Source organism: Bacillus sp. FJAT-42315, assembly GCF_002797375.1.
Lineage (GTDB): Bacteria > Bacillota > Bacilli > Bacillales > Domibacillaceae > Bacillus_CE.
The window spans coordinates 3,510,358-3,523,725 of the sequence record NZ_KZ454941.1 but is presented as its reverse complement, the minus strand read 5'-3'; the positions used below and the strand labels follow the sequence as shown (position 1 = coordinate 3,523,725).

The 13,368-nt window shown below is 39.8% G+C and carries 15 protein-coding genes and 1 riboswitch; of the genes, 12 read left to right on the top strand and 3 right to left on the bottom strand.

Features of this window, described 5'->3' with window-relative positions; genetic code table 11:
• Positions 1-18 precede the first annotated feature (18 nt).
• From CEF22_RS17220 to CEF22_RS17190, 7 genes are all read left to right on the top strand, one after another.
• A complete protein-coding gene (locus CEF22_RS17220) occupies positions 19-1,092 on the top strand; it encodes an ABC transporter ATP-binding protein (RefSeq protein WP_442857416.1) in 1,074 nt (357 codons plus the stop codon).
• On the top strand, positions 1,092-1,964 hold the full coding sequence (locus CEF22_RS17215) for a carbohydrate ABC transporter permease (protein ID WP_232726154.1): 873 nt from the start codon (positions 1,092-1,094) through the stop codon (positions 1,962-1,964). Before CEF22_RS17220 ends, CEF22_RS17215 begins: the two co-directional genes overlap by 1 nt.
• Before the next feature lie 12 nt (positions 1,965-1,976).
• The gene (locus CEF22_RS17210; RefSeq protein ID WP_232726153.1) at positions 1,977-2,810 is read left to right on the top strand and encodes a carbohydrate ABC transporter permease; all 834 of its coding nucleotides are present in this window, start codon (positions 1,977-1,979) and stop codon (positions 2,808-2,810) included.
• Positions 2,811-2,864: 54 nt separating this feature from the next.
• Entirely contained in the window at positions 2,865-4,169 is a 1,305-nt protein-coding gene (locus tag CEF22_RS17205; RefSeq protein WP_100403818.1) for an ABC transporter substrate-binding protein, read from the top strand.
• 13 nt (positions 4,170-4,182) lie between these two features.
• Positions 4,183-5,616, top strand: coding sequence for a CehA/McbA family metallohydrolase (locus CEF22_RS17200; protein WP_100403817.1), 1,434 nt, complete (start codon positions 4,183-4,185; stop codon positions 5,614-5,616).
• Positions 5,613-6,329, top strand: a complete 717-nt coding sequence (locus CEF22_RS17195) for an HAD family hydrolase (RefSeq protein WP_157843264.1) — start codon at positions 5,613-5,615, stop codon at positions 6,327-6,329. Before CEF22_RS17200 ends, CEF22_RS17195 begins: the two co-directional genes overlap by 4 nt.
• Before the next feature lie 405 nt (positions 6,330-6,734).
• Positions 6,735-7,091: a DMT family transporter gene (locus CEF22_RS17190; protein ID WP_100404065.1), complete on the top strand. Its 357-nt coding sequence runs from the start codon at positions 6,735-6,737 to the stop codon at positions 7,089-7,091.
• 51 nt (positions 7,092-7,142) lie between these two features.
• Here CEF22_RS17190 and CEF22_RS17185 read toward each other — a convergent pair whose 3' ends face one another.
• Entirely contained in the window at positions 7,143-8,192 is a 1,050-nt protein-coding gene (locus CEF22_RS17185) for a LuxR C-terminal-related transcriptional regulator (RefSeq protein ID WP_100403815.1), read from the bottom strand.
• Between the two features lie 132 nt (positions 8,193-8,324).
• Between CEF22_RS17185 and CEF22_RS17180 the strand changes: the two genes are divergently transcribed.
• From CEF22_RS17180 to CEF22_RS17160, 5 genes are all read left to right on the top strand, one after another.
• The gene (locus CEF22_RS17180) at positions 8,325-9,035 is read left to right on the top strand and encodes a class I SAM-dependent methyltransferase (RefSeq protein WP_100403814.1); all 711 of its coding nucleotides are present in this window, start codon (positions 8,325-8,327) and stop codon (positions 9,033-9,035) included.
• The gene (locus CEF22_RS17175) at positions 9,032-10,144 is read left to right on the top strand and encodes a saccharopine dehydrogenase family protein (protein WP_100403813.1); all 1,113 of its coding nucleotides are present in this window, start codon (positions 9,032-9,034) and stop codon (positions 10,142-10,144) included. The genes CEF22_RS17180 and CEF22_RS17175 overlap by 4 nt, the downstream gene beginning before the upstream one ends.
• Before the next feature lie 125 nt (positions 10,145-10,269).
• Entirely contained in the window at positions 10,270-10,656 is a 387-nt protein-coding gene (locus CEF22_RS17170; RefSeq protein ID WP_100403812.1) for a hypothetical protein, read from the top strand.
• A 251-nt stretch (positions 10,657-10,907) separates the two neighbouring features.
• The gene (locus CEF22_RS17165; protein WP_100403811.1) at positions 10,908-11,729 is read left to right on the top strand and encodes a HEAT repeat domain-containing protein; all 822 of its coding nucleotides are present in this window, start codon (positions 10,908-10,910) and stop codon (positions 11,727-11,729) included.
• 215 nt (positions 11,730-11,944) lie between these two features.
• Positions 11,945-12,562 carry a DUF2238 domain-containing protein gene (locus tag CEF22_RS17160; protein WP_232726152.1) on the top strand — a complete coding sequence of 206 codons (618 nt, stop codon included), beginning with the start codon at positions 11,945-11,947 and terminating at the stop codon, positions 12,560-12,562.
• Here the strand turns inward: CEF22_RS17160 and CEF22_RS17155 are convergent.
• The gene (locus CEF22_RS17155; protein WP_100403809.1) at positions 12,552-12,866 is read right to left on the bottom strand and encodes a DMT family transporter; all 315 of its coding nucleotides are present in this window, start codon (positions 12,864-12,866) and stop codon (positions 12,552-12,554) included. The two genes, CEF22_RS17160 and CEF22_RS17155, sit on opposite strands and share 11 nt — an antisense overlap.
• Positions 12,866-13,207: a DMT family transporter gene (locus CEF22_RS17150; RefSeq protein ID WP_100403808.1), complete on the bottom strand. Its 342-nt coding sequence runs from the start codon at positions 13,205-13,207 to the stop codon at positions 12,866-12,868. Before CEF22_RS17150 ends, CEF22_RS17155 begins: the two co-directional genes overlap by 1 nt.
• A gap of 54 nt (positions 13,208-13,261) precedes the next feature.
• Positions 13,262-13,362, bottom strand: a riboswitch (guanidine-I (ykkC/yxkD leader).
• Positions 13,363-13,368 lie beyond the last annotated feature (6 nt).

The following is a 13,368-nucleotide window of genomic DNA, read 5'->3' as shown; positions in this document are numbered from 1 at the left end:
TGATAAAAATTGTCTAAAATACAAATCCTCAATTTGGCGAAGCAGTATGATAACCAAGGTAGAAAGACGATTGATCATTTTAATCTTAATATAGAGGAGAAAGAGTTTATCGTCATTGTAGGTCCTTCTGGGTGTGGGAAGTCAACGATGTTACGTATGTTGGCAGGATTAGAGCCCATAACAGCTGGGGAGCTTTGGATGGATAACAAGCTTGTAAATGATGTTCCACCAAAGGATCGAGATATTGCGTTAGTCTTTCAAAACTACGCCCTTTATCCTCATTTAACAGTCTTTGATAATATTGCTTTCGGTTTGAAAATACGCAAAACACCAAAAGATGAGATCAAAAAGAAGGTAGACAAGGCGGCAGGAATTTTAGGGTTAACGGATTATTTAAAACGAAAGCCTAAAGCATTATCAGGTGGACAGAAGCAGCGAGTAGCGCTAGGTAGAGCGATTGTTCGTAATGCAAATATTTTCTTGATGGATGAGCCTCTATCGAACTTAGATGCGAAGTTACGAGGGCATATGCGAGAAGAGATTATGAATTTACATCGCCGTTTAGAAGCAACAACGATCTATGTGACACATGATCAAACAGAAGCGATGACAATGGCGTCACGTATTGTTGTGTTGAAAGATGGATACATTCAGCAAGTTGGTACGCCAAAAGATGTGTATAAATACCCGGAAAATATGTTTGTAGCAGGGTTCATCGGTTCATCCTCGATTAATTTTTTGAAGGGGAATCTAGTCAACCGTCATATTTCGCTTCTTGATGGGGAGAGCGTTGGAGAGGTGTTACATCCGATTGATCATGAGGGAGAAGTTATGGTTGGGATTCGCCCAGAACATATTCAGTTAGCTAATGAACAAGACGGCATAAAAATGGTTGTGGATTTCATTGAAATGATGGGAGCCGATCTTTTTGTACATGGGGAATTGCAAGGGACGAAAATCAAGATACGTGTCAATCCCGATAAAGAGATTCAGTCAGGCGATACGATCTATTTAAAACTAGAAGCGAAGAAAATTCATTTATTCGATCCTTCTACTGAACGAACGTTATATCGCCAGGAGGAGTTGGTATAGTGGCACGTTTTAAATCGATAGGTAAGCTGTTGTTCTTTGTTGGAATTCCGATGATTCCGCTAGTTGTATTTTTGTTTTTTCCAATGGCTGTGTCTGTATGGTTGAGTTTCACAAATTGGGATTACATTAGTCCAACTTTTGATTACGTTGGTGTGAACAATTATACAGATACGTTAACGAGTGCGGATTTTTATCAAGCGTTTGCAAATACAATATTGTTTGCCGTTATGACGGTTATTCCAACGATTATTATCGGCTTGTTGTTAGCTTTATTATTGCGTAAAGGAATGAGAGGAGAGACGTGGTTTCAAGCGTTTTTATTCTCGTCATGGATTACTCCGATGGTTGCTATGTCCATTGTTTGGACGTGGATTTATGAACCGGACGTTGGATTATTGAATCAAATGCTCGGTTGGTTTCACTTACCGCAACCGGCATGGTTAACGGATTCGGATACAGCTATTTGGGCTATTATCATCGTCACTGTTTGGAAAAATGCTGGCTGGGCAATGTTATTTTACTCCGATGCTTTGTCGAAGATTCCGAATGACCTCTATGAAGTAAGTGATTTAGAAGGAGCCTCTTCCTGGCAGCGATTAAAAGGTGTAATTATTCCACTAGTCTCACCGACGACTTTGTTTTTAGCTATTATTTCTGCGATTAACGCGATTCAAGCGTATGATCAAATTCAAGTGATGACACAAGGTGGACCAGCTGGTAGTACAAGAACGTTACTTTATTTATATTATCAAATGGCGTTTGAGCAGTTCCAAATGGGACAAGCGACAGCACTCGCAACGATTATTGTACTGTTTACGATGCTGCTATCATTTATTATGTTCTACGCTTCGAAGCGTTGGGTTCATTATTAAGGAGGTGTAAAGGTGGGTCATACGGTAAAACCATCCAAATTAAGATACGTACTTTTAATTGTATTAAGTTTCGTCATGGTGCTTCCATTAATTTGGATGTTTCTCAGCTCATTAAAAACGGGGGAAGAAATTTTTGCAGTGCCATTAAAATGGTTTCCCGAAACGCCGCAATGGAGTAATTTCCCTGGGGCATTAGAGCTTGCTCCGTTCGGATTATACATATTTAATAGTACGATTACGGCGCTCGTTATTGTGGTGTTTCAAGTCGTGCTTGCATGCATGATGGCGTATGCTTTAACGCAACTTCAATTTAAAGGAAAAAACTTGTTGTTTAATTCTATTATGATGACGTATATGTTACCGATGGCTGCGACTTATGTACCGAGCTATGTCATCATTGCTAAATTAGGTTTATTAGATACGTTAACCGGTATCATTATTTCCAATATTGCGAGTGTGTTTTGTATTTTCATGATACGTCAAGCTTTTATGCAAGTTCCGAAAGAAATGATCGAAGCGGCTCGTGCGGACGGGGCGAACGATATCACAATTTTATGGAAGATTATGATCCCGATGAGTAAGTCGTCTATTTTCACAGTAGCGCTCATTAGCTTTGTACAAATGTATAACAATTACTTGTGGCCATCCTTAATTGTAAAAAGTCAAGAAAAATATTTAATTACAGTTGGATTGAATCAATTCTTCATGTCTCAAGGGACGTTTGCTAGTCAATGGCCAATGATTATGGCAGCAAATGTGTTAGCTGTACTCCCACTGTTGCTACTGTTTCTTGTTTTACAAAAGTGGTTTATTAAAGGGATAAGTGATAACGGATTGAAAGGATAGAGCTCTACCGTTGTAGCGCTTTGTTATATATACCATGAGAAAAGGAGAATGAAAATGAAGAAAAAGCTTTTATTGACGATGATGATGTCGCTGCTTTTGTTGGTTGTTGCGGCTTGTTCCTCAAGTTCAGGGGAAGGGAAGAAAGAGGAAACAGGTGGAGAAGGAAAACCGGTAGAAATCGAATTTTGGTATGGATTAGGTAGTGAAGCAGATAAGAAGATGAAAGAAATCATTCAAGGATTTAATGATTCACAGGATGACTACGTAGTGAAAGCTGTACCGCAAGCTAGTTACGATGAAACATATCAAAAGTTACAAGCAGCCATCGCTTCTAAGACAGCACCTGGTGTGTTTATTACCGGTGGTGCACAAATGCACGATTTAGCAAGTAAACAAGCAATTACTCCCCTCAATGAATATTTAGCGGAAGATGTTAAAGAGGAAGATTTTCTTGATGTATTTATTGCCCCAACGAAAATGGACGGTCAGTATTACGGGCTTCCGGCATATGGAACGACGCAAGTTATGTACTACCGTAAAGATTTATACGAACAAGCAGGTATTGATCCGAAAGAGGCATTCTCTTCATGGGAAAATTTAGCGAAGGCGTCAAAGGAAATGCAACAAAAGGGACTGGTTGATTATGGTCACTTGCCAATGTGGAACCAAAACAATTTAATTGACCTTGCGTTAAGCAATGGAGGAAGCATTTTAAATGAAGATGGTACAAAAGTGATGATTGATAGTGAGGCATGGGTTCAATCTTGGGAGTTTATACGGAAGCAAATTCATGAAGAGAAAACAATGAAAGTAAACGCAGGCGGACAAGGTTGGGAATATTGGTACAAAACAATTGATGAAGTGATGACCGGAAGTGCAGCAGGGTATACAGGTTCTTCGGGCGATAAGGGAAATCTTGATTTCGAAAAAATTGATTCGACTATGCAACCTGGGTTAAACGGTAACGAAGGAAAACCAGTTGTTGACGGCTTATTCATGGCTGTTCCTGAAAGTGTTTCTGATGAAGAGAAAGAGGCGGCTGTCGCTTGGATGAACTACTTTACTAGCCCTGAAGTAAATGCAGATTGGGCAAAAGCGATAGGATATATTCCTGTTAAGCACTCGGCGATGGAAGTACCGGAGTATGCGGCGTTTATTGAAGAGAACCCATATGCTGGTGTTCCGTTTGAACAAGCGCAGGTTGGTACACCAGGCTTTATTGATCCAACAGGTGGAAAAATATTTGATGCCCTATCGATTGCGGCGGACAAGGTTGAATTAGAAAATGTTCCTGCTGAAAAGGCGTTAAAAGAAGCGGATAAAGTAGCACAGAAAGCATTAGATGAAGTAAATAAATAAGGAGTTGTCTCACATGATATCGCTTAGTTTCCGACAAGAAATGCAAAGTAGGATGCTCAATCAACAAGTAACATTTACAGTTCCGGCAGGTGTATCCTCTATCTCGTTTACGATAGAGGAACAGCCGAACATGTGGTTAACGTGTATGGTATACGATGAAAAAAAACAACTACGTGCGCAATATATGAATGTTACCCCCCAACCGCTAGTTATTCATGTTGAAGCGGATCATTCTAGTCCGAACACTATTTACGGTCCCATTCATGAAGGAGAGTGGTCGGTAGATATCGCCATCATCGCGAAAGAAGAACAAGAGCCAATGACTGAATGGTGTACGTGCGCGATTACATTTAACGAGGCGCAAGAAGTGTTGCAAAGCGATGCGGACCATTGGCAACGTAGGGAGCGAGTGGAATTCGATTTACAAGCCTTTGATTCAACTAAAGTCGTAAACGAACAAAATCGTTGGTATAAGGGAGATTTTCATACCCACACGATTTATTCAGATGGCAAAATGACTCGTAAAGAAAATATGGTAAGTGCTAAACAGCAAAAGTTAGATTTCTTCGTTGCAACGGATCACAACATCGTGCCGACCTCTTGGTTAGCGGATGAGGATATTCTAGTTATTCCTGGAGTGGAAGTGACGTCCCCGCTAGGGCATTATAATATTATCGATGCCAAAAAATCTCCTTTTTCTACTAATAGAATGATTGATTTAATGTCAGAAGAGGGCATGAACAATATGATTCATGCAAACTATGGGGAGGCGCTTATATCGGTGAATCATCCGTTTTTAACGGAATGGAAATGGCTTTTACAAAAAACACCATTATCATCCGTTGATTCAATTGAAATTTGCAATGACCCAACATACCCTGATAACGAGTATGCAACAGAGCTCGCTTTAAAAGCATGGAATGTGTTGTTAAATGACGGCTATCGTATGACGGGGATTGGTGGTTCTGATTCTCATATGAAGCCAACAGAAAAATATGAAGGAAGTACAAAACCATCTTTAATAGGTGATCCAGGAACGTTCGTGTATTGTGAACAACTTTCAGCAGTGGAAATTGTGCGCCAAGTCCGTCAAGGGCATGTCGTCGTTTCTAGAGGCGAGTTTATTGATTTCCATCTAGGAGACCTCATAGCTGGCGATCATTGTAACGAGACAATGGGCACGGTGAATGCCCAAGTACAAACGGATGAAGCGATTTATTTTGAATGGGTCGTTGATGGAGAAGTTGTTTATACCGAACAAGGGAGTACCTCCTCTTATTCGTTTCAATTTGATAACGCAGAAAACTATCATTGGCTACGTGTAGATGTACGATATGCAGATGGAACATTTTATGGATTTACAAACCCTATTTATTTCGGGCGGAAAACACCGACGCTAACGACATGGGGCGAATTACTACAATGTATGAAAGAGAGTCAGCAATGATTAAAGCTATTTTATTTGATAAAGACGGTACGTTAATAGAATTTAATACATTATGGTTACAATCTACGTACCAATTAATAGAAAATATAGTGGATGAATATGTCGAAGATAGTAAACAACAAAAAGTAGAGAAAATTGCTGATTTACTAGGTATGAATGGAGAAGTGGTGGAAGAACATAGTATATTAGCTAGTAAAACAGCTGCCGATATTGCTCATGTTATTGCCACAGAACTTAGTGTAGAACAACGAATTATCCATGAAAAAGTGAATATGTTCTACTATGAGCACGCACAAAAGAGCAGTAATGAAATTAAAGCAATCGGCGATGTTCAAGCTCTTTTTCAGCAATTAAAAAACAATCGACTAGTTATCGGTATTGTGACGGCGGACAATTTTGATGTAACGGAATTCACGTTATCGAAATTAGGTGTTAGTGAACATGTCAACTTTATCGCAACAGCGGATCGATATAAGAAGAAGCCAAATGAAGAGGCGATGGATGCCTTTTGCCGTCAATTTAACTTAAAACGTGAAGAGGTCATTCACGTCGGTGATACACCGACAGATATGGAATTTTCCCGCCACGGCCGCTTCGGTGTCGGTGTGCTATCAGGCGTCGGTACGGAAGCAACGTTGAAGCAATACACCTCACACGTGCTTGAATCTATTCAACACTTAATAGATAATGAAGGGAAGTTTATTTACCATTGATTCCTCGAATGAACTATAAATGCTTTCCTTTCATCAGATATGAAGTCGCTTCATCCGATAGAGATGAAGCGACTTTTTCCTTAGTTATGTGTCTTTTTATGAATAGGTGTAGGGAGTTCGTAGTTTTTTTCATCAGCCGAATATACGGGTTGCGAAAATATAAGAAGAAAGTATCTGAGGATATGGGGAAAGCTAGAAAAGAAATAAACACGTGAACAGCGCTCTTTGTCACGAAAATATCAACATTAAAAAAAGAGAGGTGAAAAAGCTGTTGCTAAAAGAGCAAACATAAATAAAAACATTTTTAGAATCCAAAAGCTTTATGCTCGTTTAGTGAAATGGGGTATGAGGAAGCAGGAACATTTTAAGGATAGACTTTTGTTTATGTTTTTAGTAGTAGTTATTATGCATTGGATGTATTTGTCTTTAGCAATTGTATTCGAAGTGATCGGAACAATTTCTATGAAACAATCACATGGGTTAACAAAGATGCTTCCTAGCCTGTTAATGATCGTGTTTTACTTAGGAAGCTTTAGTTGTTTAGCTCTTGCTTTGAAAACAATTGAAGTATCTGTCGCTTATGCGATTTGGTCGGGTGTTGGGATTTCAATTATTAGCATTATCGGTATTCTTTATTTTGGAGAAACAATGAATATGCTGAAAGTGGCAGCGATCTTGTTGATCATTGTTGGAGTGGTGACATTGAACTTCGCCTCTACTCCTGCTGAAAAGGAACAGGCTGTTATAGAAGAGGGGCAGTAATTGAAAGAAAGGCTATTGTTGAAGTTATTTGACAATAGCCTTTTTTGATTTTTACTTCAAAACATACTGGGAAAACAGCTTCCAAACTAACTCTCTTCGACTCGCCACACCTGTTTTATAGAAGATCGATTTCAAGTGATCTTGAACGGTATAAGCAGAAATGTGAAAAGCAGCAGCGATTTCTTTTGTAGAAAAGCCTCGGATCACTTGGCTGGTGATCTCTTTTTCACGCTGAGATAAATGATAGACCTCTTCAATGAATGGCAGGATATCAGAGGGAGAGGCAGGCTCAAAGGAAACAGCAATTTGTTTTGATTGATCAAAGTGATGAAGACAACTTGCTCGGATCAATAAGTAAGGATGACCAGGGATCGACAAAAAGACTTGAGCAGTTTCTGTCTCTACCTCCTCCAAAGCGCGGGAGCAGATAGCTCGTATCGGCCTTGGCAGTGTTTTATCATCTATTTTCTCTAAGTGACGCAGGACCGCTAGCCAATCTTCTGCAATGACATCACATGATAAAGGGTGAAGGTCATCGGATAATATTAGAATCCCATTTCTCTGAACTTGATGGTTGGCTTCTTTGTGTGAAAGCTCTAGCCGGTATTGGCGTAAGGCGCGACCTATTAAAGGAGTGATCGTCGATAGTAAGCTGCGATCCTCTTTAGCAAAAAGAGGCTGCTGTTCTCCTCGAAATAGTGTTAAGTATCCCCAGCATTTCCCTTCGCTCATTAGTGCAGCACGCAGTTCATCGCGAAATCCAGCAGGCTGCAAAATCATCCGATAACGATGACTTCGTTCAAGCTGTCCTTCCGTTGCTTCGCTTAAGATGGCAACGGTTGTTTGTGATTGCACTAACTCGTCGTAATGATTGAAGTCATTTTGTGAGAATTCATATTTAAATATGAGTGGATGGATCTTCTCAACGTTGTCCTCTGTGATGGCTCCTATAGATAGCCGTGTATTTGGATCGACCATTGTACAACAAGAGGCGGAGAAAGGAATCACTTTTCGTAGTTCTGTGACCACTGCTTCTCGATAGCATTGAGAGGTTAGGGATGTGTGCTCTAGTTTGATGAACCGCTGAACGATGTTATTCATAACGATCCTCCTTGTCGTTTCTTTTAAAGTAGTAAAACCCCATATTTATGGGATAGGATTTTTCAACTATCTCATTATAATTGAGAATAATTATTAATTAATTTTACAAAAAAGATGGGGAGTTGAAAAGAGATGTCAGAATTCAATAACTTAAACTGGAATCACTCAGATGTCTATACGTATCAAGAAAAGATCACGCTGAAAATTCCTAGCTATGAGTTGCTATATGATATGATGGAGCGTTTGCTTGCTGTTCAGTTTACGAATCAACAAGCGAGCGTTCTCGTTGTTGGTGCTGGAGGGGGACAAGAGCTTGTGACGCTTGGTGAACGCCATCCCGATTGGGCATTTACGGGTGTGGACCCATCAGCGAAAATGCTAGATGTGGCACAAAAAAGAGTGAATTTATCTGGAATGGAGCTACAAGTGGAATTAGTGGAAGGAGAAGTGGATCAGCTAGATCAATGTTATACGGCTGCTACATGTATGCTCGTTTTACATTTTCTCGATATGGAAAAAAAGCGTCTTCTTTTAAAAGATATTGCTGACCGATTGGAAGTAGGCGCACCGTTTTTTATCGCATCGATTAACGGAGATTCGAGATCGCAAGCTTTTGAGTGGCAAATGCAAGCTTGGAAACGTCATATGTTGGCGAATGGTATACCTGAGCAGGAATGGGAGCGGTTTGCCGCTTCGATGGGTGAAACGACTCATCCGATTCCATCGTCTGAAATGGAGGATTTAATTGATGGAGCTGGTTTTATGAATGTCACCCGATTTTTTAGTGCGTATTTAATTGACGGTTGGTTTGCTATTAAAGGTGGTGACAACGACAAACGATGAAAAAAGATATTGTAGTTGTTGGTGGATACGGTCATGTGGGAGGACAAATATGTAAGATGTTAGGGGAGGTTTATCCAGGTCGTGTCTATGCAGCAGGGAGACGACTAGAGCAGGCGGAGCGCTTTTGCCAAACGATGAATGGAAAGGTGAAGCCTCAACAGCTAACGACAGATGAGTCAGTTGATTGGCAGTGGCTTGAGCGGACAAAATTAGTCATTATGTGCATTGATCAGGAAAGTCCGACGTTCGCTAGAAAATGTTTGATGAACGGCACTCATTATGTGGATATTTCTGCAAAGGGTTCGTTTTTATCTCAGTTGGAAAAGCTGAATGCGGAGTCTTGTGAGGCAACGGGGGTACTAAGTGTTGGGCTAGCCCCTGGTTTGACAAATTTACTAGCGCAACAGGCGAAGTTGGTGTTCGATCAGACGGATCGTATCGATATTGCTATTATGCTAGGCTTAGGAGATAGCCACGGGAAAGCGGCTATAGAGTGGACGATAGATCAAGTGAACAGTGGTTTTGAAGTGATGCAAAATAATCAATTAGTCGCTGTTGATAGTTTTACAGATAGGCAACTAACTGATTTTGGTTCAAGTTTGGGCAAGCATGTAGCATACCGCTTTCCTTTCTCTGATCAGCAAACTCTTCCCCGTACTTTGCATGTCCCGACGGTAGCTACACGTTTATGCTTTGATTCTCATTGGATGACTGCTTCGATGGCTTTATTACGCAGAATGGGAGTGAGTCGTTTTCTTGAGAAAAAAGCTGTGCGTTCCTCGATGGTTAAGTTGCTAAGTTCATTAAGAATAGGAACGGCACAATACGCAGTAAAAGTGGATGCATATGGCTTTAAAGAGGGAGAAAAGAAACGAGTTGGTTTATCTTTACACGGAGAAAACGAGTCATTGATCACAGCTCAAGTGGCTGCTGCTGTAGGATCTTCTTTATATAGTAGTCATCTTCCGACCGGAGTTTACCATTTAGATCAGTTATATGAATTAACCAATCAAGCGAATACTCTCTATTTACAGCGAAAAGGAACGAATGACCAGTTTTTTATTAGTCGCTCATGTGCTGTTAATTACGGGACATACAATGATGTTTGATAATAAAAGAAGAAAAGAACTAGGGTTTCCCTAATCGAAAAGATAAATTGTAACATCGCATTCATCTTCTGTTCATTTTCATTCCCTACAATATTAGTAGAAAATAATTGTAGGAGAGGATACTTATGAACGGAAGGAACTTATTACTCATCCGGTTTTCAGCTATCTTTGCGGTGATCGGAGCAATGTTAGGAGCGCATATGGCTGGTTCGGGATCGTATGCTTTTCGGCCGATTCATGCTCATATACTTGTTGTCGGTTGGTTAACTTTGTTTGCTTGGGGTGTTTATTATCAAGTATTTACAATTAAAGCGAAAACATTAGCAGTATGGCATACATGGACGGCTATTATTGGCTCCACTGGTTTAACGATAGGGATGTGGATGACATTTCTTCAGCCGTTTAATATATCTAAAGGCATTTCTTTAGTATTTTATATCGGTGGCGGGGTTACTTTATTAATAAGCTTCATTTTGTTTGTCATTACGACATTTTTTATTGAGAAAAAATAAAGTGAAACGCAAATGAGATAAGCCATTTCACCCTGTTTGAGTCATTTCAAACAGGGTTTTTTTAGGTTAAATTGATAGTTGTGCTCATACCATCATCTTCCTTATTCATAGAAGGTTAGTTCTTATTTGAACATTTATATTTTCTTCCCTATTATAGTAATTACCAATGTTTTTATAAAAAGATAATGATTAGAAATATTATAGAAAATAGTAAACTATGTTTAAGTTGGGATAATGAAGGGGTGAATGATATGGAACCTATTATAGGTCGTAAAGGGGCTACTAAAGCTGCGAATATTCCAGAGCAGGTGCTGAATTTACTTAACTTAGGTGAGATTGAAAGTGTCAATTTGACCGAATGGTTAGCGGTAGATCAAAGGGTATTATTGAAAAAAGTGTTGCCTGCAGTTGGATTGTCAGAGCATTTGGATGATCTTTTATTCAAATTAGAAGTGGCGAATATGACGAATGGTATGAAAGCGATTCGGATGATCGGAGAAAACTTGCACGAAATACTCCAAAAAGTAGATGGGGAAACAGCTGATCAAACGTTCTCCTTACTCGCCGATCATCCATCAGACAGTGTTCGGTGTTGGGCGGCCTTTATAGTTGGTTCGACTATGGATGTTGGAGTTAAAGAGCTACTATTTAAGATTAGAAAGTTTGCTGCTGATCATCATTTTGGTGTGAGAGAGATTGCGTGGATGGCTGTTAGGGAGTCGCTTGTGAAGGAACTTGAGACCAGCGTCAAACTATTGAAAGAATGGGCGAACGACTCCGATGAAAATATTCGCCGATTTGCTGTTGAATCGATCCGGCCTCGTGGTGTTTGGTGCAAACATATTGGAGAATTAAAAAACGAACCGCAAATCGCTCTTCCCATTTTAGAACAAGTGAAATCTGATGAATCGAAATATGTGCAAGATTCGGTTGGCAATTGGCTAAACGATGCGAGCAAGACACAACCGGAATGGGTGCTTTCCGTTTGCGATGAATGGGAGAAGGTATCAGATGCGAAAGAAACAAAACGCATTGTAAAAAAGGCGAAGAGAACGATTATGAAAAATAGGTAAAGGAGTGTTAAATTCATAGACAAAAGAAGAATGATTTGTTTTTTATCCCGTTTCAAATTTTAGGATTGTAAAATAAGAAAGAAGGGTATTGCTCGCTTGAGTGATGTCCTTCTTTCTTTTTCGATCATACGCCGGATTTTGATCTTCATTCCGAATGAAAAATGACGTTTTTTCACATACTACAAGCAATAATTTCTGGCATTGGAGTGAAACATTTGCCTCAAAAAAGTAGAGTTCATCTATATTTGCTTTTGGTCGTGATCGCTGTTTTCATCTGGTCTGTCATCAAGCCAACGAGTTATTCATCGTGGGCATTAGAAGTGGTTCCTGCATTAATTGGATTGATCGTTGTCGTTGCGATCTATCATCGTTTTCGTTTTACTACGCTTTCTTATACGATCATGGCGATATTAGCGATGCTAATGTTTGTTGGAGGGCATTATACATATTCTGACGTTCCTCTTTTTGATTGGCTTCAAGATCAGTTCGATTTAAAAAGAAACGACTATGACCGGTTGGGTCATTTTTTGAAGGGATTATTTGCTATTGTCATTAGGGAAATCCTATTGCGAAAAACGTCATTAACTGTAGGTGGCTGGCTATTTTCCATCGTGACAGGGCTTGTGCTCGCTATTTCCGCTTTGTATGAAATCATTGAATGGCTGGCTTTTAAAATAGCGAAAGGAGGAAAGGTGACACAAGGATTTCTAGGCATGCAAGGGGATCAATGGGATGCCCAATGGGACATGTCTTTAACATTGGTAGGTTCGATCCTTGCGTTACTTTTCCTTTCAAAACTACATGACCGCTTGTTGAAGGAAATTAAGAGATAAGCTTTAATCCAATCGCTGCTCCAAGCACCATGCTAATAAAAAGCAATCGCGGCCAATTTTTCGGTTCGTTGTATAGAAGCATTCCTAAAATCGCACCACCAGAAGCGCCGATTCCTGTCCAAATCGCATAGGCTGTTCCCATCGGCAGTGATTTCATTGCTATAGCAAGGAACAGAAAGCTCGCGCTAAAACTAACGATCATATATATAAATGATGACAAGTTTTTATCTTGATGAAATTTATTAATCATCACAACTCCAAGCATTTCAAACATACCTGCTAAAATGAGAGGTATCCAAGCCATTATGACTCCGCTCCTTCCGAATGGTCACTTTTTGTGACCAGCTTTAATCCAATCACGCCGATTAATAATACGAGAATAAGCAACAGTTTCGCTATTTTAACGGGTTCTCCGAAAAATAAAATTTCCGACAAAACGGTTCCGGCCGTTCCTAACCCTACAAAAACGGCATAGACGGTTCCAACAGGTAATTTCTTTCCGGCCATAATCATCATATAAAAGCTAATGAAGATAGAGATCAAGGTGCCAGTCCAAGTCCAAAAAGAATCCGCATGTTTTAACCCAATCACCCAGAACACTTCAAAAAAAGCTGCTATAAATACTTTCAACCAATCCTTATCCATTTCATCGTCCTCCTTAATATGTAAGCAAAAAAGCCTGAGAGATTATCAAAAATAATCTCCCAGGCTTTTATCCTTCCGTGACACAGCAAAGCGCTGTGAGCTTTCTCTCGGACCAGACCAGTTGTATTATCTGCGGAACCCTAGAAAGCATATTTCACAAA

Bases quoted from the DNA above. Each gene is read 5' to 3' on its own strand.
- CEF22_RS17180 (WP_100403814.1), top strand. From the start codon at position 8,325: ATGTCAGAATTCAATAACTTAAACTGGAATCACTCAGATGTCTATACG.
- CEF22_RS17175 (WP_100403813.1), top strand. From the start codon at position 9,032: ATGAAAAAAGATATTGTAGTTGTTGGTGGATACGGTCATGTGGGAGGA.
- CEF22_RS17205 (WP_100403818.1), top strand. From the start codon at position 2,865: ATGAAGAAAAAGCTTTTATTGACGATGATGATGTCGCTGCTTTTGTTG.
- CEF22_RS17195 (WP_157843264.1), top strand. From the start codon at position 5,613: ATGATTAAAGCTATTTTATTTGATAAAGACGGTACGTTAATAGAATTT.
- CEF22_RS17200 (WP_100403817.1), top strand. From the start codon at position 4,183: ATGATATCGCTTAGTTTCCGACAAGAAATGCAAAGTAGGATGCTCAAT.
- CEF22_RS17190 (WP_100404065.1), top strand. From the start codon at position 6,735: ATGCATTGGATGTATTTGTCTTTAGCAATTGTATTCGAAGTGATCGGA.
- CEF22_RS17185 (WP_100403815.1), bottom strand. From the start codon at position 8,192: ATGAATAACATCGTTCAGCGGTTCATCAAACTAGAGCACACATCCCTA.
- CEF22_RS17170 (WP_100403812.1), top strand. From the start codon at position 10,270: ATGAACGGAAGGAACTTATTACTCATCCGGTTTTCAGCTATCTTTGCG.
- CEF22_RS17150 (WP_100403808.1), bottom strand. From the start codon at position 13,207: ATGGATAAGGATTGGTTGAAAGTATTTATAGCAGCTTTTTTTGAAGTG.
- CEF22_RS17165 (WP_100403811.1), top strand. From the start codon at position 10,908: ATGGAACCTATTATAGGTCGTAAAGGGGCTACTAAAGCTGCGAATATT.
- CEF22_RS17155 (WP_100403809.1), bottom strand. From the start codon at position 12,866: ATGGCTTGGATACCTCTCATTTTAGCAGGTATGTTTGAAATGCTTGGA.